This is a genomic window from Candidatus Pelagibacter sp. HIMB1593, assembly GCF_052047755.1.
Lineage (GTDB): Bacteria > Pseudomonadota > Alphaproteobacteria > Pelagibacterales > Pelagibacteraceae > Pelagibacter.
This window is the reverse complement of the sequence record NZ_JBNAJK010000001.1, coordinates 167,902-193,673: the sequence shown is the minus strand read 5'-3', so window position 1 is coordinate 193,673 and position 25,772 is coordinate 167,902. Positions and strand designations below refer to the sequence as shown.

Here is a 25,772-nt window from a genome sequence, read left to right as displayed (position 1 = left end):
TAATTTTTAAGCTGAATTATGATCACAAAACCACAATTTAAATCAAATGATTATAAAAATGGGCTTTATTTAGTAGCAACACCAATAGGTAATTTAAAAGATATATCATTTAGATCATTAGAGGTTCTGGAAAAATCAGATTATATACTTTGTGAGGATACACGCATTTCTAAAAATTTATTAGGAAAATATCAAATTAAATCAAAATTGATTTCAAATCATAAATTTAATGAAAAAAAAAATACATTACAGATAATTGAATATTTAAAATCAGGTAAATTAATTTCACTCATATCTGATGCAGGAACACCAAGTATTTCGGACCCTGGTTTGGTGTTAGTAAATGAATGTATAAAAAATAATATCAATATATTTTCAATACCAGGACCATCCGCGGTAACAACTGCTATTGCAGCAAGTGGGTTTTCGGATAAGTTTTTATTTTATGGTTTTTTACCAGAAAAAAAAAATCAAATTGAAGATGAATTTAAAAAACTATCAAACTTCAATCACAGTTTAGTTTTTTTTTCATCATCAAAAAAAATAAATAGACTTATTCCAGCATTTAAAAAATTTTTTAATGGAAGAAAAATAGTCTTCTGTAGAGAGCTGTCTAAGTTATATGAGGAGTATATTAGAAAAAATATTGATGAATTGGAATTGTTTAACAATGAATTAAAAGGCGAATTAACAATAGTTATTTCTGAAAAAAAAGAAGAAAAAGCTTCACAAAAGCTTAGTGAATCAGATATTAATTTGATTAAGAAAATGATTAACAAATTAACTACAAAAGAAATTACAGATTTAATATGTAGCGATAAAAATATTCCCAAAAAAGTGGTTTATAATTTTTGTTTAAAATTAAAAAATGAAAATTAAACTTTTAATAATTATTTTATTATCTATTACTTTATCGGGCTGTGTACCAGGAGTTAGCTCATCTGGTTTATTTGGAACTGGAGTATCAATTGCAATTGATCCAAGAACAGTTGGAACACAAATAGATGATTCAATTATGCAAAAAACAATTTCAAGTAAAATACTTACTATGGATAAAAAACATTTTTTAAAAGTTAAAACTAAAGTTTTGGATGGAAGAATATTTATTACTGGAAAAGTTGATGCACCAGAAGAAAAATTGAAAATTACTAAAATCGCTTGGGAAACAAAAGGTGCAAGATCTGTAAGAAACGACATTAAAATAAATGAAGAATTTAACTTTAAGCAATCAGCAAAAGATCTACTTATTACGTCTCAATTAAGAACAGCTCTAATAGTTAATAAAAATATCAAAGCAACAAATTATCAAATTGATACCTATAAAAAGAAAATTTATGTTTATGGAATAGCTTTAACTGAAGAAGAAAAAGAAATGGTTATTAGTGAAGCAAAAGAAATTCTAGACGTTGAAGATGTTGTGGCAAGTATTTTATTACTTGAAGACTTGAGAATTCAAAAAAATTAATCATTTTTATATTCAATTACCTCAGATGAATAAGCAGCAATTGATGCTAAATTAATGATTTCAGATGTTGAAGATCTAAGTGGAGCTATCTCAATTGGTAATCCAAGACCAATTAATAAGGGTCCTATAACTTTAGCATCACCTAAAGTTTTCATTAGTTTATAAGATATTGCTGCACTATGTTGTCCAGGCATTATTAGGATATTTGCTTTACCCACTATTTTTGCAAAAGGATAAAGTTCTTCATAATCAGGATTTAGAGCTACATCAGGCTGCATATCACCGTCAAATTCAAAATCAACTTGTTTATCTTTTAAAATATCTACTGCCGTACGAATATGTTTTGTTCTACTTGTCAAAGGTTGTCCGAATGTGGAGTGTGAAACAAATGCTATTTTTGGATCAATTCCAAAAAGTCTTACTACTCTAGCTGCAGAAATTGCTATTTCTGCCATTTCTTCTGATGTAGGGTATTCATGAACGCTTGTATCTGCAATGAAAATAGTTTTTCCTTTATTGACAACCATGTTTAGTCCAAACATTATTTCACCTTTTCTAACATCAACAACTTGTTTAATTTTTTCAAGAGATGCTCCAAAACGTCTAGTATTTCCTGTAACTGCACCATCCGCATCTCCACAAGCAACCATGCTAGTAGCCCAGACAACTCTATCGTTTCTGACCATTCGATCACAATCTCGTTCTAATAAACCTTGTTCTCTTTGAAGTTTTTTGAATAGATGATTTACATATTTTTTTCTTTTTTCGTCGTCTTTTGAATTGGTGATTTCAATATCAAAATTTTCGCTGTAACCTATATTTTTAATCTGCTCTTTAATTTTACTTTCTTTACCAACTAAAATTGGAATACCAAGTTTTGAATTTTTAAATGCTATTGCAGCTTTTAAAGTATTTTCATCTTCCCCATCTGCAAAAACAATTCTTTTTTGACTCTTTTTAATGAAAGAGTTTATACCTTGCATAATTGTAACTGTCGGGTCTAATCTTTGTTTTAGTTGCTCTTTATAATTTTCAAAGTTATCAATTTTTTTTCTAGCAACTCCACTTTCGATTGCTGCTTTGGCTACAGCAGCAGGAATAACACTAATTAATCTTGGATCAAAAGTTGATGGAATTATATAATCTTTGCCGTAATGAGGTCTTTCTCCTCCCATAGCCGCTACAACTTCATCTGGGACATCTTCTCTAGCAAGTTTTGCTATAGCTTCAGCAGCAGCAACTTTCATTTCTTCATTAATTGTTTTTGATCTTACATCTAGTGCACCTCTGAATATGTAAGGAAATCCAATTAAATTATTTACTTGATTGGGATAATCTGATCTTCCAGTTGCAATAATTGCATCATCTCTTACTTCATTTATTTCTTCTGGTGTAATCTCTGGATCAGGATTTGCGCATGCAAATATTATAGGATTTTTAGACATGCTTTTAACCATTTCTTTTTTCAAAACACCTTTTGAGGATAATCCTAAGAAAACATCAGCTCCTTTAATTGCATCATTTAAAGTTCTTAAATCTGTATTAATTGCAAATCTCGATTTCCATTGATCTATACCTCCCGCTCTTCCTTTATAAATCACACCTTTTCGATCTAGCATTATTACATTTTCAGATTTAACACCTGAGTTAATAAATAATTCTGTACATGCTTGAGCGGATGCACCAGCACCATTAACAACGACTTTTATATCTTTAATAGATTTTCCATTTATGTCGAGTGCATTCAGCAAAGCAGCGGTTGTGATAATCGCTGTTCCATGTTGATCATCATGAAATACTGGAATATCTAATATTTCTTTAAGTTTTTGCTCAATGATAAAACAATCTGGTGCAGCTATATCCTCTAAATTTATTCCTCCAAAACTCGGAGCAAAGTTTTTAATTGAATTGATAATTTCTTCAGCGTCTTTACAGTCTATTTCTAAATCAATCGAATCTATATCTGCAAACCTTTTAAATAGTACTGCTTTTCCTTCCATAACTGGTTTAGAGGCTAATGCCCCTAAGTTGCCCAATCCTAAAATTGCAGAACCATTACTAATTACGGCTACTAAATTTCCTTTACTTGTATAATCATAAGCGGCTTCTGGATCCTCACTTATTTTTTTAACTGGGGCAGCAACTCCTGGAGAATAAGCAAGAGCAAGGTCTCTTTTAGTGGTCATGTTCTTTGAAGAAATTATTTCGATCTTGCCAGGTTTCTTATCCTTATGAAAATCTAAAGCTTCTTTATCTGTGTAATGATCAATCTTTGTTTTTTTCATTTTTATTAAACTGAATACAAACTTTATCTATTTTATATTTTTTATTATTTGGAATATTTGATCTATATATTCTGATAATAACTATACAATTAGGGTAAAATTAAGACTAATATGATTTATGAACTTAATTAAGTCAACAGGCACATTTGGCTTTTATACCATCATTAGCAGATTGCTTGGATATATTAGAGATATATTAATTGCAATATTTCTTGGAACAGGTTTGTTGGCAGATGCTTTTTTTGTAGCATTTCGAATTCCAAATACATTTAGAAGACTATTCTCAGAAGGAACTTTCAATGCAGCCTTTGTACCTAGTTATACTTCTGAAATGAACAAAGCAAAAAAATCTGCAAACGATTTTGCAAATAATATTTTTAATCTTTTATTTTTAGGTCTCTTAATTTTAACAATAGTCGTTCAGATTTTTATGCCTGGATTTGTATCAATTATTGCCCCAGGTTTTGTAGATGATCTAGAAAAAATGGATTTAGCTATTAGTTTAACAAGGATTACTTTTCCTTTTTTGTTATTTATTAGTTTAGCATCTTTTTTTTCTGCAATATTAAATTCTCATAATAAATTTGCTGCAGCTTCAGCAGCACCAATTCTATTAAATGTTATTTTAATTATTGTTTTATTTTTTTCTAAAGCTTTAGGTGATGAGCTTGTTTACTATTTATCTTATGGTGTATCTTTAGCAGGATTCTTACAATTAATTTTTTTATATTATTTTGTTAAAAGATTTTTTTCATTTAAATTTAATTTTAAGTTAGCAAGTGATGAAAAAGTAAAGTTTTTTTTCAAAAAACTATTACCGAGCATTTTTTCATCTGGCGTGACGCAAATCAATATTTTGGTTGGAACAATTATTGCTTCTTTTCAAGCTAGCGCAGTTTCTTATCTTTATTACGCAGACAGAATTTATCAGATTAATCTAGCTATAGCTGGTATTGCTATTGGAGTTGTGATTCTACCACAACTTTCAAGGTTTATAGATTCTAAAAATGAAGAAAAAATTTCTCTTATTCAAAACAAAGCTTTAGAGTTGAGTTTATTTTTAAGCATTCCAGCAACGATAGCTTTAGTGATTGCTTCAGAGGAAATAATTTCAGCGTTGTTTGGTTATGGTAACTTTAATAAAGAATCTGTTGTTAACTCAAGTCTTGCTTTATTTTATTTTGCTTTAGGTTTACCGGCTTTTGCTTTGATAAAAGTTTTTTCAAGTTTTTTATTTGCCAATCATAATACAAAAATACCATTTTATATTTCGTTAATTTCGGTACTTTTAAACATTTTGATTAGCATTTATTATTTTAACAAAATAGGTTTTATTATAATTCCAATCGCAACTTCAATTTCATCGTGGTTTAATGCAGTAATATTATTTATATACTTAAAAAATAATAATTTATTCTATTTTCAAAATAACTTTTTTTTAAATTTCTTTAAAATAATTTTTGCATCAATTTTAATGGGATTATTCTTTAATTTTCTATTAAACTTTTTTGAAAATCAACTTTCATTTTATTATAGTTTTAAATCAATTTATTTAATCTTAAGCGTATTATTTGCACTGTTCTTTTACATATTTATTTGTTATTTCATCAAGGCTTTTAAAATTAGTGATATTAAAATAAACTATTAAAAATATGGGTAAAAAAATATTTTCTGGTGTTCAGCCAACAGGCAATCTTCATCTCGGTAATTATTTGGGTGCAATCAAAAATTTTGTAGACCTTAATAATGACGTTGATAATGATTGTATCTTCTGTGTGGTTGATCTGCATGCAATTACAGTTAAACAAGATCCAAAAGAGCTAAAAAATAATATTCGAGAGACCGTAGCTACTTTTATAGCAAGTGGAATTGATCCTAAAAAAAGTATTATTTTTAATCAATCTGGTGTAGCAGCTCATTCAGAGGGAGCTTGGATTTTGAGCTGTGTTGCTCGAATGGGTTGGTTAAATAGAATGACGCAATTCAAGGAAAAAGCAGGTAAAGATAAAGAAAAAGCAAGCGTTGGACTGTACTCATATCCTGTTTTAATGGCAGCAGATATTCTTTTGTACGATGCGTCTCATGTCCCCGTTGGTGATGATCAAAAACAACATCTCGAGCTATGTAGAGATATTGCTCAAAAGTTTAATAACGATTTTGATCAAGATAACTTTTTGCAAGTACCTGAACCTTTAATTCAAAAAGAATTTTCTAGAATTATGAGTTTAAAAGATGGATCAAAAAAGATGAGCAAATCTGAATTATCAGATTTAAGCAGAATTAATTTAACAGATGACAGAGATGCAATTGTAAATAAAATAAAAAAAGCAAAAACTGATCCGTTACCAATGCCAAGTAGTATCGAAGAATTAAATGAGAGGTTAGAGGCAAAAAACCTTCTTGGCATATATTCTAGTTTAAATAATTCAACTTTACATAATACAGTCGAAAATTTTTCAGGTAAAAATTTTTCTGAATTTAAAAATCAACTTTCTGATTTATTGGTTAAAAAGATTGAACCTATATCTTTAGAAATAAAAAAACTTTTAAATGATCAACCTTATTTAGATAAAATCCTTCTAGAAGGAGTTGAAAAAGCAAACTTAATTGCATCAAAAAAGATAGATAGAATTAAAGAAATACTTGGATTTTAATATAATTTAAATATCAAGTTTAAATTTTAGAAATAAGCTCTATATATATTTACAGCATGTTTGTAAAAACAGAAATAACGCCAAACCCTAACTCTTTGAAATTTCTTCCTGGGAAGAAAGTATCAAATAGTGGTCCCTACGAAATCACAAATAAAGATCAAATAAATAATGATTTGGTCAGAAATATCTTATCAGTCAATGGGGTAGAGGGTATTTTTTTAGGACAGGATTTTATTTCAGTAAACAAAAATGATCAAATTAAATGGGACGAAATTAAACATATTGTTATTTCATTAATAAACGATTTTTATTTAGATGGTAAAGAATACGTCATTGATGAAAATGAAGAGGAAAAAAATAACAATTTGAGTGAAATTGAGGAAAAAATTGTAAAAATTTTAGACCAAAAAATTAGACCTGCAGTTGCAAGAGATGGTGGTGATATAAAATTTAAAGAATTCAAAGACGGAATAGTAAAAGTACAATTACAAGGAAGTTGTTCAGGCTGCCCAAGTTCAACAATGACATTAAAGCAAGGAGTACAAAATCTTCTATGTCATTATCTTCCAGAGGTAAAAGAAGTTGTTGCGATATAAAAGTTTATGAAAAAAAATTTAATCAAATTTCAATTTAGTAAAAATAAAAGTATTAATTCTATTTCTAGATTTATGTTAAGTGGGATTTTTTTAATCTCATTTTTTTATGTAACTCCGATGTTTATTAACTTTGCTGAAAAAAATTTTAATCATAAAGAATTCACAAATAATTCTAAAAATCTTTTATTAAAAAAACTTAATACAAATGGTTTAATTGAAGAAGATATCTCAGGTGAAGTAGATGAGATGGATTTACTTTATGATATCTTAGAGGAAAATAATTCAGAAATTAATTTAGTCAGGTATACAACTTCAGAAATTAATTCATTATTTAAAGAGGTAAACTATAACTTAAAAGATGTGAGGGAAAATAAACTAGTAAAGCCTATCGATATAGGACTTCTTCCAAACGAAATAAATGACATCTCTAGTTCAAAGAAAAAAAAGGATATGTTTATTAAAATAATCCTCCCATTGATTGTTAAAGAAAACACTAAAATTAGAATAGATAGAAAAAGACTATTTACGATTTTAAATAAAAGTAGCAATACTGATATCGAAAAAAAATGGCTTGAGAAAAAATTTAAGCAATATGGTGTTAGGCAAAATGATTTTTCATCATTAAAGGTAAGAATGGATGAAATTCCAGCTTCGTTAGCAATTGCACAAGCAGCAAAAGAAACAGGTTGGGGAACTTCAAGATTTGCAAGAAAAGGAAATGCTTTATTTGGTCAATGGACATGGTCAGGTGAAGGTTTAAAACCCAAAGAAGCTGACAAAAGCGAGACTCATAAGGTCATGAAATTTAATAGCTTACAACTATCTGTGAGAGCATATTTAAGAAATTTAAATACTCATAAATCTTACATAAATTTAAGAAAAGCTAGAAGTGAGCTAAGAAGCAATGATAAACCGCTTGATAGTATAATATTATCTAAACATTTAGATAAATATGCAGAAACAGGAAATCAGTACATTGAAGTACTACAAAAAATAATTAATCAAAATAAATTGAAAGATTTTGATGAGGCAAGATTGTTGCCATCTAGTAAGGATTTAGAAAGCTTAATTTAATTTTTCTTGATTGGAAATTGAACTCCAAACCATCTCCATTTGCCGTTATCATTTAAAGAACAGTTTATCCTACCTCTTCTAGGTTTAAAAGGTTCTCTAAATTCAATAGTTAAGATTTGATTAGATAAATTAGTTTTAGATTTATCCCACTTATCTCCTTCGTTGGAATAGCATGTAATATTGTTTAAATTTTTTTGTTCTTTAAAAAATTCAACTTTAAAATTTGGTGGATTATTATTTATTGTAAGCTGTTTTTCACTTGGAGATAAACTTTTATATTCTAAAGGATAATAATTAATTATAGATTTAAATCTTTTAAGCTCTCCATATTTTTCATTTATCGGAAATCTTGGCAATTCAAATTTATTTTTATTAAGATCAATAACCCCTGAATGTTGACCAAATGCGTATTTAAAGTTTTGAGAAATATAATCTCTCATAAATTTAGAATATTCACCAAATGGATAAGAGAACAAATCAGGAATATAATTAAGTTCTTGTTTAAAAATTTTGTTTGCAGTTTCAATATCTAAAATAAAATTTTCCTCAGTTTCTTCAATTAGGTATTCGTGGCTATGAGAATGATGTCCAATTAAAGAAAAATCTACTGCATCAATTTCTCTAATTTGATCCCAGGTCATATAACCCTTGTTTCCAACTGGTTCTGTTGAAACAAAAAGTATAAATGGAATTTTGTTATCTCTTAAATGTGGCCAAGCTTCATTGTAAAATGACTCAAATGCATCATCAATTGTTATCAAAACTTCTTTTTTTGATTTTGAAGTTTTAAATTTTGAGTCAAATTCATTAGGATTAAGAAAATTATATTTAGAATTTTTAACAATTTCTAAGTGCTTCTTAAATACCTCCATATTAATATTAGTTGATGGGTATTTATGTTCATTAAAACGATGATACATTATTGATAAAATCCCATTATCTTCTGAATAAAATTTGATATTATTTTCATCTGATTTAGAACCAAAACTAAAAAACAAAGATAAAATGAATAAACTTATAATTGATGTAGCTGGAGATAAAATTTTTTTAATGATCATAGCTGATGATCATATTTACAATATTACTCATGAGAATACTAAAATAAATTATGAAAAATTAACTTTGATAATAAAAGAATTTTTAGAATTAAATAAATTTGAATTGAAGGATATTAACAAAATATACATAAACAGAGGCCCAGGAAGTTTTGCAGGGATTAGAAATTCTATCTCTGTTGTAAAGGCTCTTAAATTAGCAAAAAATATTGATTATTATTGTTATAGTTTAGAAGATTTTAAAGGTGAAAAAGATGTAAAATATGAAAATGTCCCTTATTTGTGCGATAAATTTAAAATTAAAAAAAATTTGATTAACCCTATTTATATAAGTTAAAATTAAATTATGTCTGAAACAATTGAACAAAAATGTTTAGCAAAAGGAGTGAAATTGACAGATCAGAGAAAGATAATTGCTCAGGTCATGTCAGAGTCTACCGATCATCCTGATGTTGATGAACTTTATAATAGAGTTTCAAAGATTGATAATAAAATAAGTATTGCTACCGTCTACAGAACAGTAAAATTATTTGAAGAATCTGGAATACTTACTAAGCATGAGTTTAAAGGTGGAAAAGCAAGGTATGAAGAGCTTAACGAAGGACATCATGATCATCTAATAGATGTGAAGTCAGGTGAAATAATAGAATTTGTTGATGAAGAAATCGAAAAACTTCAAAAAAAGGTAGCAGATAAATATGGTTACACTTTAGTTGATCATAAGCTTGAACTTTATGGGATAAAAAAAAAATCCTAAATAAAATGCAAAAAATTTTCATTAAAACGTTTGGTTGTCAAATGAATGAATATGATTCAAATAGAATTTTTGATTCAGTAAAGAAAATTGGTTATCAAAAGAGTGAAAACCTAGAAGAAGCCGACTGTTATTTATTGAACACTTGTCACATCAGAGATAAGGCAAAAGAAAAAGTTTATTCTGAAATAGGAAGAGTTAAAAAAAGCTTTAGAGCCAAAAAAAAACCATTAGTAATAATTGCAGGGTGTGTTGCTCAAGCAGAAAACCAAGAGATGCTTAAACGTGAGCCTTATATAGATTTAGTAATTGGCCCTCAAGCTTATCATAAGATTAACGAAACAATTCTGGATCATATTGAAAAAAGAAAAAAAATTGAACAAACAGATTTTGATGCTGTTTCAAAATTTAAATATTTTAGTAAAATAAAGAATGAAGCAGGTAAGGTTTCGTCTTTTTTAACTATTCAAGAAGGATGTGATAAGTTTTGTCATTTTTGTGTGGTTCCATATACTCGTGGACCAGAATATTCTAGACCATTCAATCAAATAATTGAGGAGGCAAACTATTTGTCAGATAATGGAGCAAAGGAAGTCATACTTTTAGGACAAAATGTAAATGCTTACAATGATAATAGCAAAAGACTATCTGATTTGATTTTAGAAATTGAAAAGATTAAAGATGTAAAAAGAATTAGATACACAACTTCGCATCCAAAAGATATGACTGATGATTTAATTGAAGTATATAAAGTTTCTAAAAAGTTAATGCCTTTAGTCCATCTTCCAGTCCAGAGTGGATCCGATAGGATTTTAAAGTTGATGAATAGAAAACATAAAATAGATCATTATTTAAGAGTTTATGACGAATTGAAAAAAATTAATCAATCAATTGAATTTTCTAGTGATTTTATTATTGGTTATCCTGGTGAAACTGAAGAAGACTTCCAAAGTACAGTCGATTTAATTAAAAAAGTTAATTTTATAAATTCTTACTCATTTATTTTTAGTCCAAGGCCTGGGACAAAGGCAGAAGGTCTAGATTTAATTGATAAAAAAATTTCAATGAAAAGGTTAGAATTTATTCAAAACTTATTATCTGAAAATCAAACTCAAATGAACAAAAAATTAGAAAATAGAACAATCAATGTTTTGGTTGAAAATTTAACTGAAGATAAATCCAAAGCTTTTGGCAGAACTGAATATATGACATCAGTAATTTTTAATGGTAAAAGAGAACATATTGGAAAAATTGTGAAAGTAAAAATTACAAATAGTAATAGAACCACATTGTTTGGAGAATTGTTAAGCAACCCAGATCAAAAGGTGGCATAATCTTTGAATAATACAATTAAAAAAAAAATTGATACCACTCTAAAATTTGTTTACTCAGACAATAATTCATTAAGTGTAATATTTCACAACAATGAATTACTCATGGGTGTTGCCGGAGAATTTAATAAAAATTTAAAAGAATTAGAAAAGATGACTAATTCTAGTTTGTATTCTAGGGGAAATTCAATAATGATAAAATCAGATCCACAAAAAAATGAGTTAATAAAAAATGCAATTCAATTTTTAACTAATCAATTTATAAATAATGGTTCAATTGAAAATAAAGATCTTATATCATCAGTTGATCAATTTATGATTAGAGAGAAGGTTAAAAATAATAATGTAACTGACATTATAAAAACACCAAAAAAATCAATTATTCCTAGATCCGAAAAACAAAAAAGCTATGTCAGAGCTCTAAGACAAAGTGATATTGTGATCTCAGCCGGTCCAGCTGGAACAGGAAAAACTTTTTTAGCTGTGGCAGTTGGTTTGACTATGTTATTAGAAAAAAAAATAGAAAGAATTATTTTATCTAGGCCTGCTGTTGAAGCAGGTGAGAGACTTGGTTTTTTACCTGGAGATATGAAAGAAAAAGTAGATCCATATTTAAGACCTTTATATGACTCTTTGTATGACTTATTCGATTTTGAAAAAATACAAAGAATGATCGAAATTGGTGATATCGAAATCGCTCCTTTGGCATTTATGAGAGGTAGAACACTAAAAAATTCTTTTGCTATATTAGATGAAGCGCAAAATGCAACAGATACACAAATAAAAATGTTTTTAACAAGGATTGGTGAAAATTCAAAAATTGTAGTTAATGGAGATCCTACTCAGATAGATCTTCCTAACAAAAGTATGTCAGGATTAGTTAGATCAAAAGAATTATTGGGGCATCTAAATGAAATTTCAGTTGTAGACTTTGATCATTCAGATGTAGTTAGACATCCACTGGTTTCTAAAATTGTAAAAGCCTACTCTAAAAATGATTAATTTAAACGTCTTCTCAGAAGAGAAGGCTTGGTCTAAAAAACTTAAAAAAAAAGATTTTTTTTTTAAAAGTATTTGTAATGCTTTTCCAAAAAAATATAAATTTTTAAATAAAAAAATAAGTTTATCTTTACTTCTTTCAAACAACAAAAAAATTAAAATTTTAAATAAAAAATTTAGAAATAAAAATAAATCTACTGATATTTTATCTTTTCCATCTAGCAAAATATTAAAAATATCAAAGCAAACTTACTTAGGAGATATAATTATTAGTTTTAATTTTATGAATAAACCAAAATCACAAACAGATAAACAATTCAAAGAAAAAATAATTAAAACATTTATTCATGGTTTTTTACACTTGTTAGGATTTGATCACATAAAAAATAAAGAGTATTTAAAAATGTTAAAAGAAGAAGAAAAAATCTATAAATCAGTTATCTCAAAAATTAAGTAAATTGAAAAAAAATTTATATATTGATGTAGTTTATTTATTGTTCCTTGGAGCGATAACTTCATTAAGTTTGCCACCTTTCAATTTGTTAATAATTAATTTTCTATCCTTTAGCTTATTCTTTATTTTTTTGATTAAAAAAAAAGAGAGCAAACATAAATTATTTTTTTTCTATGGCTGGTTATTTGGATTTGGATATTTTCTAACAAATATATATTGGATCTCTATTTCATTAACATTTGATGAAAATTTTAAATTTTTAATTCCATTTGCTCTAATTTTAGTTCCTTCTTTCATTGCGTTATTTTATGGTTTTGTTTGTTATTTGTTTATTTTTTTTAAACCAAATAAAACTTTGAGTTCAATTTTATTATTTTCTGTAATCTTTGGTTTTCTAGAATTCATTAGAGGTTCAATTTTATCAGGTTTTCCTTGGAACTTAATTGCATATAGTTTTTCAAATCATTTAGAAATTCTAAGCATAACATCTTTAATAGGCACATATTCTTTCAACTTATTTTGCATAACTTTGTTTTTAAGTCCTGCACTCTTCATTTTACGGAATGACAAAAAAGATTTAATTTTTTGCTTAATTTTACCTTTAATATTTTTATTATTTTATTTCTTTGGATATTCAAATAAGCAGGATTTTTACAATAATAATGTTGAAAAACTTGATTATAAAATAAGATTAGTTGGTACGGATATTTCTTTGGATAGGTTTTATTCAGGAGAGGGGCCTTTATCAACTATAGAAGATCTTATAAATATTAGTTCACCAAACAAGAAAGAGAAAATAATTTTCATTTGGCCAGAGGGTATATTGCCTGGAATTTCTCAGGATCAAATTCAAAGTTATGATTATTTATTTAATGAAAATTTTAACGAAAATCATTTACTCATTTTAGGCATCAACAATAAATTAAAAGTTAATGATCAAGTTAAGTATTACAATTCTTTATCTGTTTATGATCATAATCTTAATTTATTAAATTATTATAATAAAATAAATCTCGTACCATTTGGAGAATTTTTACCCATGGAAAATTTATTAAAAAAAGTAGGTCTCAAATCTTTAACTAACAATTATCAATCCTACTCAAAAGGTCAAAAGAGGGAAATTATAGAGTTAAACCAAAAAAAATTTTCTATAAAATTTTTACCATTAATTTGTTATGAGATAATTTATTCTGGAAAATTATATAAAAATCATGACTTTGATGTAATAGTGAATATTTCAGAGGATGGATGGTTTGGTCAATCAATAGGACCAGAACAACACTTTGTTCACAGTATATTTCGAGCTATCGAAAGTGGAAAATATGTAATTAGGTCAGCTAATAACGGAATAGCTGCGATAGTAAATCCTCTTGGTATAGTTGAGGAAAAAATTAACTTTAATGAAGTTGGACATATTGATTTTACAAAAATGAGAAAAATTCAGCCAACAGTCTTTTCTAAATATGGGAATAAAATTTTTGGTTTAACAATTTTATTGTATATTTTTTTAATATTTTCATTTAATAGAAATAAAAATGAGTAATTTAAAAAATTTCCTATTTACAAGTGAGTCAGTTTCAGAGGGACATCCAGATAAAGTATCAGATAGAATTTCTGATATGGTTGTTGATAGTTACATTTCTGGAGATCCTTATTCAAGAGTTGCTTGTGAAACTTTAACGACAACAAACAAGGTTGTGCTTGCAGGTGAAGTAAGAGGACCTGAGATTAAAAAAGATGATTTAATCGAAAAAGTAAGGAATTGCATAAAAGATATTGGATATGATCAGGAAGGATTTACCTGGAAAGAAGTAACAAAAATAGAAAGTCATTTGCATTCTCAATCTGCTGATATTGCAATGGGTGTAGACTCATCTGGAAATAAAGATGAGGGCGCAGGAGACCAAGGTATAATGTTTGGTTATGCATGTAATGAAACAGATGTATTTATGCCTGCACCAATTCATTATTCACATAAAATTTTAAGACTTATGGCCGAGGATAGAAAATCTGGTAAATTAAAAAATATTGAACCTGACTCAAAAAGCCAAGTTACATTCGAATATGTTGATGGTAAACCGACTAAAGTAAAATCTGTTGTTATATCATCTCAACATTCTCCTGATGTTAATCAAGCTCAGGTAAGAGAATTATTAAGACCGTATATGTTAAAATCAATTCCAGAAAAATTTCTTAAAGACTTTAATGAGGAAGAGTTTTATGTAAACCCAACTGGTAATTTTGTAATAGGTGGTCCAGATGGGGACTGCGGTTTAACAGGAAGAAAAATTATTGTAGATACCTATGGTGGAGCAGCACCCCATGGAGGAGGAGCATTTTCAGGAAAGGATCCTACAAAAGTAGATAGATCTGCCGCTTATGCAGCAAGATACATTGCTAAAAATGTTGTTGCTTCAAAAATAGCAGACAAATGTTTGATACAGTTAGCTTATGCAATAGGAGTTTCAAAACCTTTATCAATTTATGTTGATTTGTTTGATAATGATTTAGATAAAAACAAATTTGTTGTTGAAAAGATTAATGAAAATTTTGATCTCAGTCCTAGAGGAATTAGAGAGATGTTAAACCTTAATAGACCTATATATGAAAAAACAGCAGCCTATGGTCACTTTGGCAGAACTCCAGGAGATGATGGATCATTTTCATGGGAAAAAACTGATAAAATCAACGTTTTTTCTAAATAGTTTCAGTTGAATTAAAAAAAAACTTTACTATATTGCCCTTACATTGTTGAATTATCAAAATGGGCTCTGGCCCATTTTTTTTTGGAGCAGATAAAAAATGTTAAATAAAAGAGCAGATAAATTAGAATTATTAAGAATTGCTGAAGCAGTAGCTTTGGAAAAATCGATAGATAAAGAACTTATAATTAGTTCTATGGAAACAGGAATAGCTAAAGCAGCTAAATCTAAGTTTGGTCAAGAAAATGAAATTAAAGTTTCAATCAATAGAGATAATGGAGATATAGAATTGTTCAGAAAACTTGTTATTTCTGAAAATCCTGAAAATGCAAATACAGAAATAAAATTAGAAGATGCGATAAGTCTTAATGAAAATAATAAAGATAAGTCAATCGGTGATGAAGTTCTTCAGCCATTACCATCTTTTGATTTTGGTAGAATAGCTGCTCAAACTGCAAAACAGGTAATAAGCTTTAATGTTAGAGAAGCAGAGAGAGAAAGACAATTTAATGACTTTATTGATAAAAAAGATACAATTTTAAGTGGTATTGTTAAGAGATTAGAATTTGGAAGTGTTATTGTTGATCTAGGTAGAACAGAAGCAATCATTCAAAAAAATGAATTAATTCCTAGAGAAAATATTAAAGCTGGTGATAGAGTAAAAGCTTATTGTTATGACGTAAGAAGAGAGCCAAGAGGTCAACAAATCTTCTTGTCTAGAGCTCACCCAAAATTTATGGAAAAACTTTTTGTTCAAGAAGTGCCAGAAATATATGATGGATTAATCGAAATTAAATCTTCTTCAAGGGATCCTGGAAGTAGAGCAAAGATTTGTGTTAAAGCAGTTGATACATCATTAGACCCTGTTGGAGCTTGTGTTGGTATGAGAGGTTCTAGAGTTCAGGCAGTTGTAAATGAACTTCAAGGAGAAAAAATTGATATTGTTAATTGGTCAGAGGATGCTGCAATATTAGTATCAAATGCTTTGTCGCCTGCAGAAGTTCAAAGAGTTAATGTTGATGCAGAAAGAAAAAAACTTGATGTGATTTTAACTGAAGAAAATTTGAGTAAAGCGATTGGTCGAAGGGGTCAAAATGTAAGATTGGCAACTAAATTGTTAAATTATGAAATCAATATTATGACTGATGCAGAAGACTCCGAGAGAAGACAATTAGAATTTAAAGAAAAGACAGATAACTTTGTTAAAAATTTAGAATTAGATGAAACTTTAGGTCAGTTATTAGTTGCCGAAGGTTTTTCAACAATAGACGATATTAAAGATAGCTTGCCAGAAAATTTAACTAAAATAGAGGGAATTGAGGAAGAAACAGCTATTGCGTTAATTGATAGAGCAAAAGAGTTTCATCAAAAAGACCAAGAAGATATATCGGAAAGAATTAAAGAGCTTGGTCTACAAGATGCTCTTATCAACCTTGAAGGTCTAACTCCAGGAATGCTAGTTACATTGGGTGAACAAAAAATATTAACATTAGAAGATTTTGCAGATCTAGCATCTGATGAACTTACTGGTGGCTACGATGTAGTTAAAGGAGAGAGAGTTAAAATTCATGGTTATCTAGAGGATTTTGCTTTATCTAAAGAAGAGGCAGATGAATTAATTATGTCTGCTAGAAATATAATTTATAAAGATTGAGAGATGAGCAATGGAGAAAAAAACAAAATTAACAATATCCGGCTCTGCAAAGAAATCTATAAGAAATATTGAGATAGCTAAAACTCAAGGAAAAAATTCTAGAGTAATTGAAAAACAAGGTGGAAAATTCACTAATAGAGGTGGATCGTTTAGACCTGGTGCAGGAAAACCAAAATCTACCACTTCATTTAATAGAGGCGCACTATCAAAACCGTCTTTTGCACCGAAATCTCCTCCAATTACAAGCGATTTTGAAAGAAGAAAACTGGCAGAGCAAAGAGCCACCAAAAGACTAAAGGGAGATAGTGAAAAAGATAAAAAAACATTAAAAGCTGGAACAAAAAAAAGAGAATTAAAATTAACTGTTTCAAGAGCATTAAGTGACGAAATAGAAGCAAGAGAAAGAAGTTTAGCATCAGTTAAAAGAGCTCGACAAAAAGAGATGAAAAACTCTTCCAAAGAAGAGGCACAAGAAAATCCAAAACCAGTTAAAAGAGACATCAATATTCCAGAGGCAATAACTGTTAGAGAGTTAGCAAATAGAATGGCAGAACAGTCTAGCAATGTAATTAAATATTTATTTGGAATGGGTGTGACTGTAACAATTAATCAAACTTTAGCCGCTGATACAGCTGAATTTCTAGTTAAGGAATTTGGACATAATCCAATAAGAGAGGAAAAAGCAGAGGAAATTATTCAAAAAATAAAAGCTACTAGAGTAGAAAATTTAAAAAATAGACCACCTATTGTTACTGTTATGGGCCATGTTGATCATGGTAAAACTTCTGTTTTAGATGTTTTAAGAAGTGCTAATGTTGTTTCAGGAGAGTTTGGTGGAATTACTCAACATATCGGAGCATACCAAATTGAAAGTCAAAATAATAAATTAACTTTTATAGATACCCCAGGTCACGCAGCTTTTACAGAAATGAGAGCTAGAGGCTCTAAATTAACAGATGTAGTTGTTTTAGTTGTTGCAGCTGATGATGGAGTGAAGCCACAAACAGTTGAGTCTATTAAACACGCAAAAGCTGCAAATGTTCCAATAGTAGTTGCAATAAATAAGTGCGATCTTCCAGAAGCTGATCCGCAGAAAATTAAAAACCAACTACTTGAACATGAGTTAATTGCAGAAGATTTATCTGGAGACACTTTAATGGTTGAGGTTTCAACAAAAACAAAACAAAACTTAGATAAGTTAGTTGAGTCTATAATTTTACAAGCTGAAATATTAGATCTTAAAACAGATTATGAATCTAAAGCTACAGGTATCGTATTAGAGTCAAAAATAGATGTTGGAAGAGGTCCTGTTGCAAATATTATTGTAACGACAGGTACTCTTAAAAAAGGTGATTTTTTTGTAAGTGGTTTAAAATGGGGAAAGGTTAGAGCAATTATTAATGATAAAGGTCAAAATATTAGCGAGGCTCCACCTTCAACTCCTATAGAAGTTTTGGGTATAAATGGTGCTGCTAAAGCTGGAGATGATTTTATTGTTTTAGATACTGAAAAAGAAGCTAAAACTCTGAGTGAAAATAGAGCTCAAGAGAGTAAAGATGGAAAAAACCCATTAACGTTTGCGACACAGGATTCTGCTTTTTCAGACAAATCTTCAGAGGAATTAAATTTAATTATTAAATCTGATGTACAAGGATCATCAGAGGCTATCAAAAATGCAATTGCTCAAATTAAACACGAAGAAGTCAAGCCAAAAATAATATTAGCAGATATAGGAATGGTAACAGAAACTGATGTTACATTGGCTAAAGCATCTAATGCTGTTCTTATAGCCTTTAATGTAAAACCGAGTAAAGAGGCTAAAAAACTTGCTGAAAATGAAAAAATAAAAATCTCTTCTTACAATATCATTTATGAGGTGTTGGACTATGTTAAACAAAAAATGTCTGGACTATTATCTCCTGATGTTCAAGAAACAATTACTGGAACAGCACAAATTCTTGAGATATTCAAAGTTTCAGGTGCTGGAAAAGTTGCAGGTTCAAAAATTACTGAAGGTGAAATAAATAGTAATTCCGATGTAAGAATTATTAGAGACGGTGCAATAATTTACACAGGAAAAGTTTCAACAATTTTCAGAGAAAAAAACCAAGTAAAACAAGTTAGTGATGGTCAAGAATGTGGAATTACTGTTAAAGATTATATGGATTTCCAAAAAAACGACACAATAGAGGCATTTAGTGTTACATCTAAAGAGAGATCGATTTAATGGCTGATAGAATAGGAAAACCAGTATCACAAAGACAGCTTAGAGTTGGAGAAATGATTAAGCAGTCTTTAAGCATGATTTTTATAAGAAATGAGGCTAAGGTGCCAAATTTAGAAACAAATACTATAACAGTTACTGAGGTTAGAATGAGTCCTGATTTAAAAATTGCTAAAGCATATGTTCTTCCATTGGGAGGAAAAGATGCTGAGGAAACAATTAATGTTTTGAAAGAATACTCATTTTTAATAAGAAAAATTTTATCACAAAAAGTGGTTATGAAATTTTTACCAAAATTACTTTTTAGAAAAGATGAGTCTTTTGAGTATGCGGAAAAAATAGAAAACTTAATAAAACAAACAAATAAATAGGAAGAAAGAGGCATGAATAAAAAGGCACAAGAATTAGCAATGCATGATAAAGATACTGGATCTTCAGAAATCCAAATCGCTTTGCTAACAGAGAAAATTGAAACTCTCTCTAAGCATATTAAGCAATTCAAGAAGGATAAACATTCATCTGTTGGATTGTTGAGAGCGGTAAATAGAAGAAAGAAATTGTTAGAATACCTAAAGAAAAACAAAATGGATTCTTACAAAAATGTACTGTCGAAATTGAATTTAAGAAAATAGAAGTCAAGATAGATAGAACGGAATGGAACGAAACGAACGAAACGAAATGGAAATGAAATGTTTAAAGTATACAAGAAGGAAATTGAAGTAGCAGGAAAAAAGATAAGTTTAGAAACAGGTAAAGTAGCAAGACAGGCAGACGGTGCAATAATCGCAACATGTGGAGAGACAGTCGTACTAGCAACAGTAGTGGGGGCAAAAAAAGTAAATCCTGATATGGATTACTTTCCATTATCTGTAAATTACCAAGAGAAATATTATGCAGCTGGAAAAATACCAGGTGGATATTTTAAAAGAGAAGCAAGACCAACTGAGAGCGAAACATTAATCTCTAGATTAATTGATAGACCAATCAGACCTTTGTTTCCTGATGAATTTAAAAATGAAGTACAGTTATTACCAACTGTAATTTCATACGACAAAGAAAACGAACCAGATATTTTATCAATCACTGCTTCATCAGCAGCATTAGCTATATCAGGAATGCCTTTCATGGGACCTGTAGGGGCCTCAAGGGTTGGATTTATTGATGGAAAATATGTTTTAAACCCATCTAAAGCAGAGTTAGAAAAATCGAAATTAGATTTGGTTGTAGCGGGTACAAAAGATGCTGTGCTTATGGTTGAGTCAGAAGCAAGCGGTTTAACTGAAGAGGAAATGTTAAACGCAGTTAAATTTGGTCATGAAGGCTTTGTTCCAGTGATTGAAATGATTGAGGAGCTTGCAAAAGAATGTAGAAAACCTGAATGGACAGTTGAGAAAAAAGATTTATCTGAAGTTAAGAAAAAACTTGAGGAAACTTTTACTGAAGATCTTAAAAAAGCTTTTGCTACAAGAGATAAACAAGATAGATCAAATCAAATTTCCAAAATTACTGATAAAGCTAAAAAACTTTATGAGGAAGATGAAAAATATACAGATCTTGATGTTAACAGTCAGCTAAAAAGCTTAGAAAAATCAATTGTTAGAACTGATATTCTAAAAAATAAAAATAGAATTGATGGAAGAGGTTTATCTGATGTAAGACCTATCGAGTGTGAAGTGGGTATTTTACCTAGAGCTCATGGTTCTGCATTATTTACTAGAGGAGAAACCCAAGCAATTGTTGTAGCAACTTTAGGGACTTCTGATGACGAACAAAGAATTGAAAGTTTAGATGGGCTTCAGAGGGAACGATTTATGCTTCACTATAATTTTCCTCCTTTTTCAGTTGGAGAAACTGGAAGAATTGGAACTGGTAGAAGAGAAATCGGACATGGTAAATTAGCTTGGAGAGCTATTAACTCCTCATTACCAACTAAAGAGGCATTTCCATATACTTTTAGAGTGGTTTCAGAAATAACTGAGTCTAATGGTTCTTCTTCAATGGCTACTGTTTGCGGAACGTCTTTAGCGTTAATGGACGCTGGAGTGCCAATCAAAGAGCCAGTTGCAGGTATTGCAATGGGTTTAATTAAAGAAGGCGATGATTTTAGTGTCTTATCAGATATTTTAGGTGATGAAGATCACCTAGGTGATATGGACTTTAAAGTTGCTGGAACTAAAGATGGAATTACTTCTCTTCAAATGGATATCAAAATTACAGGTATTACATTTGAAATCATGGAGCAAGCATTAAGCCAAGCTAAAGATGGAAGAGTTCATATCTTAGGAGAGATGAATAAAGCATTGTCAGCTTCAAGATCCGATGTTGGAAAACATACTCCAAAAATGGAACAAGTTAATGTTGATAAAAAAGACATTGCTGCTGTAATTGGAAAAGGTGGTGCAACAATCAGAGAGATAGTTGAAAAATCAGGTGCGAAAGTAGATGTAAATGACGAAGGTGTGGTAACAGTTGCTGCTCCAGATGAAGAGTCTAGAAACATCGCAATGCAGATGATTAAAGACATAACCGCAAAAGCTGAACTGAATAAAATTTATTCAGGTAAAGTAATGAAGATTATGGAATTTGGTGCATTTGTTAATTTCTTAGGAAAACAAGATGGGCTTGTTCATATCTCAGAACTTGCAGACAAAAGAGTTGCTAAAGTAACTGATGTTGTCAAAGAGGGTGATGAAGTTAAAGTTAAAGTGATTGGTTTCGATAGAGGTAAAGTTAAACTTTCTATGAAACAAGCTGCTGAGTAATATCCTAAATTAAAATTCTAAACCCCTGGAATGAGAGTTCTGGGGGTTTTTTTTAACTAAAATTAACTAAATTTAGCTAATATTCTTTGGGTCAGGCATTCCAACTTTGTTATATCCTGCATCTACATAGTGAATTTCACCAGTAACTCCGTTTGCAAGATCACTTAATAGATATAATGCTGAATTTCCAACATCATGGATATCTACGTTTCTTTTGAGAAAAGAATGGTCTTCATTCCATTTATATAGGAATTTTGCATCTCCAATCGCAGAAGCTGCTAATGTTTTAATAGGGCCTGCACTTATTGCATTTACTCTCATGCCCCTGGCACCCAAATCTCGAGCTAGATACTTAACACTAGCTTCTAAAGCTGATTTACAAACACCCATTACGTTATAATTTGGAATTGCTTTAGTAGACTCGTAAGTTAAAGTTAATAAACTTCCGCCTTGTTTCATTACCTTTGAGGCTTCTTTTGCTACTTCAGTAAATGAAAAGCATGAGATTAACATACTTCTTAAAAAGTTTTCTCTAGTGGTATTTAAATATTCACCTGATAATTCTGATTTATCAGAGAAAGCAACTGCATGAACTACAAAGTCAATTTCACCCCATTGGGATTTGATATCTTCAAATAATTTTACAACCTCTTCTTTTTTTTCAACATCACAACTAAATGTAACGTTTGAATTTAATTTTTCTGCTAAAGGAACTACTCTTTTTTTCAAAGCATCGCCTAAATATGTAAATGCTAGTTCTGCCCCTGCTTCAGCAAGTTTTTGAGATATACCCCAGGCAATAGATCTTTCATTTGCAACACCCATGATTAATCCCTTTTTACCTTTCATTAAACTCATAAATTAAACCTTTTCAAAAATTAAAGCTGCATTAGTTCCACCAAAACCAAAGCTATTTGACATTACTGTATTTAAAGTTGCTCCCGTTTCAGTTTTTGAAACTATAGGAAATTTCTTAGCTTCTTCATCCATCTCACTTATGTTTGCAGAGCTAGCTATGAAATTATTCTTCATCATTATCAAACAGTAAATTGCTTCATGAACTGAAGCCGCACCAAGTGGATGTCCCGATAAAGATTTTGTCGAACTAATCTTTGGGATATTGTCTCCAAAAGTATTTTTAACTGCATTTAGCTCCGTGATATCTCCAACTGGAGTAGAAGTTCCATGAGTATTGATATAATCAATTTTATTTTTAGCAGTAGACATTGCCATTTGCATACATCTGACAGCACCTTCTCCTGATGGAGCTACCATATCGTATCCATCTGAAGTTGCTCCATAACCAGTTAATTCTGCGTATATTTTAGCACCTCTTGCTTTAGCGTGTTCATATTCCTCTAGCACTAACACACCTGCACCACCTGCAATTACAAAACCATCTCTTGTTTTGTCATATGCTCTTGATGCTGTTTCGGGAGCATCATTATATTTTGATGATAAAGCAGTCATCGCATCAAACATTGCTGTCATAGCCCAATGAACTTCTTCACTTCCACCTGCAAAAACAACATCTTGTTTGCCCATTTGAATTAATTCCATTGAATTACCAATACAGTGGCCACTTGTTGCGCAAGCAGAACTCATTGTGTAGTTAGTTCCTTTAATTTTAAATGGAACAGCAAGTGTTGCAGAAGCTGTACTTGCCATTGTTCTTGGAACAATGAACGGTCCCATTAATTTTGGAGTTTTAGCCCTCGTTTTATCCGCAGCTAAAATAACATTTTCAATTGATGGACCACCAGAACCCATAACGATTCCAGTTTTAAAATTGCTAACTTCAGTTTCTTCTAATCCAGAATCAGCAATAGCCTCTTTCATTGCAATATAATTATAAGCTGAACCTGAACCCATAAATCTAATTGTTTTTCGATCAATATGATCTTCTAATTTTATATTTGGTTTGCCATGAACATGACTTTTAAGATTATGTTCTTTATATTCCTCAGCATAAGAAATTCCTGATTTTGAATTAATTAATGATTGATGAACTTCCTCTTGGTTGTTTCCCAAACAAGAGACAATTCCTAATCCTGTAACTACTACTCTTCTCATTATTTAAATAACCCCACTTTCAAACTTTCTGCTGAATATATTTTTTTGTCATCAGCAAGTACAATTCCATTGGCAAGACCAACAGTTGTTCCACCTGGCGACATAATTTTTTTCATATCTATTTCGTACCTTACATTTTTAACATTTTGTAAAACTTCACCAGTAAATTTTACAGTACCAACTCCTAGAGCTCTACCTTTGCCAGGATTTCCTAACCAGCCAAGAAAAAATCCAACTAGTTGCCACATAGCATCTAAACCTAGACACCCAGGCATGACTGGATCCTCTTTAAAATGACAGTCAAAAAACCACAGATCATTTTTTATATCTAATTCAGCCTTTAAAGAGCCTTTATTGAAAGCTCCATTATTCTCGTTGATTTCAGTTATTCTATCAAACATCAACATTGGAGGAAGTGGTAATTTTGCATTACCTGGTCCAAAAAGATCACCATTTCCACAACTTATTAGATCGTCATATGAGTAGGAATTTTTTTTCATATTTTTTGAGAAACCTTATTACTTGATTTAATGCCAATATAATATAATAAAACTGTATATTTTTATTCATACATTAGAATAATTATAAAATATAATGGTAAAAAACTGTAATTTTGTTGAAAAATTAAGAGATTTAGGACTTAGACCCACTAAACAAAGGGTTAAAATGTGTGAAGTTCTATTTAATAGAGAAAAAACTTTTCATTTTACAATCAATGATCTCGTAAAAATGATTTCTGAGGAGATGAATGAAAAAATTTCTTTAGCAACAGTTTACAATACTGTTCATGCATTTAAGAAAAAAGGTTATTTAAAAGAAATTTCAATTAACAGCGATAAAAGTTATTTTGACACAAACACATCTGTTCATCATCATTTTTATGATGAAGATACTCACCAGCTAATAGATTGTGATGAAAATGATATAGACCCAGTAAATATTAAAAAAAATATTACAGGAAAAAAAATAAATTCAGTTGAAGTTTTGGTTAAAGTTGCGAGTGATAATCAAACTCAAAAATAATTCAATTAAATCAATTATATAAAATCTAGATTATAATAATTCTAAACTATTGACATTAAAGTTTTAGACACTATATGGTCTATAAAGTTAAATTAAGGAGAAAAAAATGTCTTTAAAAGGAAGTAAAACAGAAGAGAACTTAAAAGCAGCATTCGCTGGTGAAAGTCAAGCAAATAGAAGATATCTTTATTTTGCACAAAAAGCTGACATCGAAGGTTACAATGATGTAGCTACAGTATTTAGATCAACAGCAGAAGGTGAAACTGGTCACGCACATGGTCACTTAGAATACCTTGAGCAAGTTGGAGATCCAGCTACTGGGAAACCAATTGGTGAAACTAAAGCAAATTTAGCTTCAGCAATTGAGGGAGAAACGCATGAATATACTGACATGTACCCAGGTATGGCTAAAACTGCAAGAGAAGAAGGTTTTGAAGAAATTGCAGATTGGTTTGAGACTTTAGCAAAAGCTGAAAAATCTCATGCTGGTAAATTTCAAAAAACTTTAGAGTCTATTGCCTAAATAATATTCATTAGTGGGCGTTTACCGCCCACTAAATTTAACAAAATTTCTAAAATCAAAAAAATGAAAGAGCAACTTTTACAACTAATAAAAGATTGGTTTAATGAACCAGTCGTATTAGTTTCTTTATCATTAATTATTATT

The 25,772-nt window shown here is 29.7% G+C and carries 25 protein-coding genes; 20 read left to right on the top strand and 5 right to left on the bottom strand.

Translation table 11 applies throughout. The features are described 5' to 3' along the window. The first annotated feature begins 18 nt into the window (after positions 1–18). The gene (rsmI, locus tag ACTTA0_RS00995) at positions 19–879 is read left to right on the top strand and encodes a 16S rRNA (cytidine(1402)-2'-O)-methyltransferase (RefSeq protein ID WP_440675573.1); all 861 of its coding nucleotides are present in this window, start codon (positions 19–21) and stop codon (positions 877–879) included. Further along, the gene (locus ACTTA0_RS00990; protein WP_440675572.1) at positions 869–1,465 is read left to right on the top strand and encodes a BON domain-containing protein; all 597 of its coding nucleotides are present in this window, start codon (positions 869–871) and stop codon (positions 1,463–1,465) included. The genes rsmI and ACTTA0_RS00990 overlap by 11 nt, the downstream gene beginning before the upstream one ends. Here the strand turns inward: ACTTA0_RS00990 and ACTTA0_RS00985 are convergent. Beyond that, complete coding sequence (locus tag ACTTA0_RS00985) at positions 1,462–3,750, bottom strand: NADP-dependent malic enzyme (protein WP_440675571.1); 2,289 nt, start codon at positions 3,748–3,750, stop codon at positions 1,462–1,464. The two genes, ACTTA0_RS00990 and ACTTA0_RS00985, sit on opposite strands and share 4 nt — an antisense overlap. A gap of 118 nt (positions 3,751–3,868) precedes the next feature. Here ACTTA0_RS00985 and murJ point away from each other — a divergent pair, with 118 nt between their 5' ends. The 4 genes from murJ to ACTTA0_RS00965 are packed head-to-tail and all read left to right on the top strand — an operon-like array spanning position 3,869 to position 8,074. Next, positions 3,869–5,398, top strand: coding sequence for a murein biosynthesis integral membrane protein MurJ (gene murJ, locus ACTTA0_RS00980; protein ID WP_440675570.1), 1,530 nt, complete (start codon positions 3,869–3,871; stop codon positions 5,396–5,398). Positions 5,399–5,402: 4 nt separating this feature from the next. Then, positions 5,403–6,404, top strand: a complete 1,002-nt coding sequence (gene trpS, locus ACTTA0_RS00975) for a tryptophan--tRNA ligase (protein ID WP_440675569.1) — start codon at positions 5,403–5,405, stop codon at positions 6,402–6,404. Positions 6,405–6,460: 56 nt separating this feature from the next. After that, complete coding sequence (locus ACTTA0_RS00970; protein ID WP_440675568.1) at positions 6,461–7,000, top strand: NifU family protein; 540 nt, start codon at positions 6,461–6,463, stop codon at positions 6,998–7,000. A 6-nt stretch (positions 7,001–7,006) separates the two neighbouring features. Continuing rightward, a complete protein-coding gene (locus ACTTA0_RS00965; RefSeq protein ID WP_440675567.1) occupies positions 7,007–8,074 on the top strand; it encodes a glucosaminidase domain-containing protein in 1,068 nt (355 codons plus the stop codon). Here the strand turns inward: ACTTA0_RS00965 and ACTTA0_RS00960 are convergent. Then, complete coding sequence (locus ACTTA0_RS00960; protein WP_440675566.1) at positions 8,071–9,072, bottom strand: polysaccharide deacetylase family protein; 1,002 nt, start codon at positions 9,070–9,072, stop codon at positions 8,071–8,073. The genes ACTTA0_RS00965 and ACTTA0_RS00960 overlap by 4 nt on opposite strands. A 7-nt stretch (positions 9,073–9,079) precedes the next feature. On the opposite strand from ACTTA0_RS00960, the gene ACTTA0_RS00955 reads away from it, so the two are divergent. The 12 genes from ACTTA0_RS00955 (at position 9,080) to pnp (ending at position 22,009) form a co-directional block, all read left to right on the top strand. After that, positions 9,080–9,466, top strand: a complete 387-nt coding sequence (locus tag ACTTA0_RS00955) for a peptidase M22 (protein WP_440675565.1) — start codon at positions 9,080–9,082, stop codon at positions 9,464–9,466. Between the two features lie 9 nt (positions 9,467–9,475). Continuing rightward, a complete protein-coding gene (locus ACTTA0_RS00950) occupies positions 9,476–9,886 on the top strand; it encodes a Fur family transcriptional regulator (protein WP_262590055.1) in 411 nt (136 codons plus the stop codon). A gap of 5 nt (positions 9,887–9,891) precedes the next feature. Then, the gene (miaB, locus tag ACTTA0_RS00945; RefSeq protein WP_440675564.1) at positions 9,892–11,217 is read left to right on the top strand and encodes a tRNA (N6-isopentenyl adenosine(37)-C2)-methylthiotransferase MiaB; all 1,326 of its coding nucleotides are present in this window, start codon (positions 9,892–9,894) and stop codon (positions 11,215–11,217) included. 3 nt (positions 11,218–11,220) lie between these two features. Then, the gene (locus tag ACTTA0_RS00940; protein ID WP_440675563.1) at positions 11,221–12,216 is read left to right on the top strand and encodes a PhoH family protein; all 996 of its coding nucleotides are present in this window, start codon (positions 11,221–11,223) and stop codon (positions 12,214–12,216) included. Then, positions 12,209–12,670, top strand: a complete 462-nt coding sequence (gene ybeY, locus ACTTA0_RS00935) for an rRNA maturation RNase YbeY (protein WP_440675562.1) — start codon at positions 12,209–12,211, stop codon at positions 12,668–12,670. The genes ACTTA0_RS00940 and ybeY overlap by 8 nt, the downstream gene beginning before the upstream one ends. A 1-nt stretch (position 12,671) precedes the next feature. Then, positions 12,672–14,210, top strand: a complete 1,539-nt coding sequence (gene lnt / locus ACTTA0_RS00930) for an apolipoprotein N-acyltransferase (RefSeq protein ID WP_440675561.1) — start codon at positions 12,672–12,674, stop codon at positions 14,208–14,210. Next, on the top strand, positions 14,203–15,372 hold the full coding sequence (metK, locus tag ACTTA0_RS00925; protein WP_440675560.1) for a methionine adenosyltransferase: 1,170 nt from the start codon (positions 14,203–14,205) through the stop codon (positions 15,370–15,372). Before lnt ends, metK begins: the two co-directional genes overlap by 8 nt. Positions 15,373–15,469: 97 nt before the next feature. Continuing rightward, a complete protein-coding gene (nusA, locus tag ACTTA0_RS00920) occupies positions 15,470–17,023 on the top strand; it encodes a transcription termination factor NusA (RefSeq protein ID WP_440675559.1) in 1,554 nt (517 codons plus the stop codon). A gap of 10 nt (positions 17,024–17,033) precedes the next feature. After that, entirely contained in the window at positions 17,034–19,250 is a 2,217-nt protein-coding gene (infB, locus tag ACTTA0_RS00915) for a translation initiation factor IF-2 (protein ID WP_440675558.1), read from the top strand. Next, on the top strand, positions 19,250–19,618 hold the full coding sequence (rbfA, locus tag ACTTA0_RS00910) for a 30S ribosome-binding factor RbfA (RefSeq protein WP_075485631.1): 369 nt from the start codon (positions 19,250–19,252) through the stop codon (positions 19,616–19,618). Before infB ends, rbfA begins: the two co-directional genes overlap by 1 nt. 12 nt (positions 19,619–19,630) lie before the next feature. Beyond that, positions 19,631–19,879: a 30S ribosomal protein S15 gene (gene rpsO / locus ACTTA0_RS00905; protein WP_075485648.1), complete on the top strand. Its 249-nt coding sequence runs from the start codon at positions 19,631–19,633 to the stop codon at positions 19,877–19,879. Between the two features lie 57 nt (positions 19,880–19,936). Then, on the top strand, positions 19,937–22,009 hold the full coding sequence (pnp, locus tag ACTTA0_RS00900; protein ID WP_440675557.1) for a polyribonucleotide nucleotidyltransferase: 2,073 nt from the start codon (positions 19,937–19,939) through the stop codon (positions 22,007–22,009). 72 nt (positions 22,010–22,081) lie between these two features. Here pnp and ACTTA0_RS00895 read toward each other — a convergent pair whose 3' ends face one another. The 3 genes from ACTTA0_RS00895 to fabA are packed head-to-tail and all read right to left on the bottom strand — an operon-like array spanning position 22,082 to position 24,582. Then, positions 22,082–22,867, bottom strand: coding sequence for an enoyl-ACP reductase FabI (locus tag ACTTA0_RS00895; protein WP_440635116.1), 786 nt, complete (start codon positions 22,865–22,867; stop codon positions 22,082–22,084). Between the two features lie 3 nt (positions 22,868–22,870). Further along, positions 22,871–24,082, bottom strand: coding sequence for a beta-ketoacyl-ACP synthase I (gene fabB, locus ACTTA0_RS00890; protein ID WP_440675556.1), 1,212 nt, complete (start codon positions 24,080–24,082; stop codon positions 22,871–22,873). After that, entirely contained in the window at positions 24,082–24,582 is a 501-nt protein-coding gene (fabA, locus tag ACTTA0_RS00885) for a bifunctional 3-hydroxydecanoyl-ACP dehydratase/trans-2-decenoyl-ACP isomerase (protein ID WP_428079165.1), read from the bottom strand. Before fabA ends, fabB begins: the two co-directional genes overlap by 1 nt. A gap of 94 nt (positions 24,583–24,676) precedes the next feature. Here fabA and ACTTA0_RS00880 point away from each other — a divergent pair, with 94 nt between their 5' ends. Next, positions 24,677–25,105 carry a Fur family transcriptional regulator gene (locus ACTTA0_RS00880; protein ID WP_440675555.1) on the top strand — a complete coding sequence of 143 codons (429 nt, stop codon included), beginning with the start codon at positions 24,677–24,679 and terminating at the stop codon, positions 25,103–25,105. Positions 25,106–25,211: 106 nt separating this feature from the next. Beyond that, positions 25,212–25,628 carry a rubrerythrin family protein gene (locus ACTTA0_RS00875; RefSeq protein ID WP_262590070.1) on the top strand — a complete coding sequence of 139 codons (417 nt, stop codon included), beginning with the start codon at positions 25,212–25,214 and terminating at the stop codon, positions 25,626–25,628. Positions 25,629–25,772: the final 144 nt, after the last annotated feature.

Excerpts from the sequence above, each read along its gene's own strand:
- ACTTA0_RS00985 (WP_440675571.1), bottom strand. The coding sequence starts at position 3,750 with ATGAAAAAAACAAAGATTGATCATTACACAGATAAAGAAGCTTTAGAT.
- fabA (WP_428079165.1), bottom strand. The coding sequence starts at position 24,582 with ATGAAAAAAAATTCCTACTCATATGACGATCTAATAAGTTGTGGAAAT.
- murJ (WP_440675570.1), top strand. The coding sequence starts at position 3,869 with ATGAACTTAATTAAGTCAACAGGCACATTTGGCTTTTATACCATCATT.
- ACTTA0_RS00965 (WP_440675567.1), top strand. The coding sequence starts at position 7,007 with ATGAAAAAAAATTTAATCAAATTTCAATTTAGTAAAAATAAAAGTATT.
- infB (WP_440675558.1), top strand. The coding sequence starts at position 17,034 with ATGGAGAAAAAAACAAAATTAACAATATCCGGCTCTGCAAAGAAATCT.
- metK (WP_440675560.1), top strand. The coding sequence starts at position 14,203 with ATGAGTAATTTAAAAAATTTCCTATTTACAAGTGAGTCAGTTTCAGAG.
- ACTTA0_RS00895 (WP_440635116.1), bottom strand. The coding sequence starts at position 22,867 with ATGAGTTTAATGAAAGGTAAAAAGGGATTAATCATGGGTGTTGCAAAT.
- ACTTA0_RS00970 (WP_440675568.1), top strand. The coding sequence starts at position 6,461 with ATGTTTGTAAAAACAGAAATAACGCCAAACCCTAACTCTTTGAAATTT.
- ACTTA0_RS00875 (WP_262590070.1), top strand. The coding sequence starts at position 25,212 with ATGTCTTTAAAAGGAAGTAAAACAGAAGAGAACTTAAAAGCAGCATTC.
- ACTTA0_RS00880 (WP_440675555.1), top strand. The coding sequence starts at position 24,677 with ATGGTAAAAAACTGTAATTTTGTTGAAAAATTAAGAGATTTAGGACTT.
- fabB (WP_440675556.1), bottom strand. The coding sequence starts at position 24,082 with ATGAGAAGAGTAGTAGTTACAGGATTAGGAATTGTCTCTTGTTTGGGA.
- rpsO (WP_075485648.1), top strand. The coding sequence starts at position 19,631 with ATGAATAAAAAGGCACAAGAATTAGCAATGCATGATAAAGATACTGGA.
- ACTTA0_RS00950 (WP_262590055.1), top strand. The coding sequence starts at position 9,476 with ATGTCTGAAACAATTGAACAAAAATGTTTAGCAAAAGGAGTGAAATTG.
- nusA (WP_440675559.1), top strand. The coding sequence starts at position 15,470 with ATGTTAAATAAAAGAGCAGATAAATTAGAATTATTAAGAATTGCTGAA.
- ACTTA0_RS00990 (WP_440675572.1), top strand. The coding sequence starts at position 869 with ATGAAAATTAAACTTTTAATAATTATTTTATTATCTATTACTTTATCG.
- trpS (WP_440675569.1), top strand. The coding sequence starts at position 5,403 with ATGGGTAAAAAAATATTTTCTGGTGTTCAGCCAACAGGCAATCTTCAT.
- miaB (WP_440675564.1), top strand. The coding sequence starts at position 9,892 with ATGCAAAAAATTTTCATTAAAACGTTTGGTTGTCAAATGAATGAATAT.
- ybeY (WP_440675562.1), top strand. The coding sequence starts at position 12,209 with ATGATTAATTTAAACGTCTTCTCAGAAGAGAAGGCTTGGTCTAAAAAA.
- rsmI (WP_440675573.1), top strand. The coding sequence starts at position 19 with ATGATCACAAAACCACAATTTAAATCAAATGATTATAAAAATGGGCTT.
- rbfA (WP_075485631.1), top strand. The coding sequence starts at position 19,250 with ATGGCTGATAGAATAGGAAAACCAGTATCACAAAGACAGCTTAGAGTT.
- ACTTA0_RS00955 (WP_440675565.1), top strand. The coding sequence starts at position 9,080 with ATGAATAAACTTATAATTGATGTAGCTGGAGATAAAATTTTTTTAATG.
- pnp (WP_440675557.1), top strand. The coding sequence starts at position 19,937 with ATGTTTAAAGTATACAAGAAGGAAATTGAAGTAGCAGGAAAAAAGATA.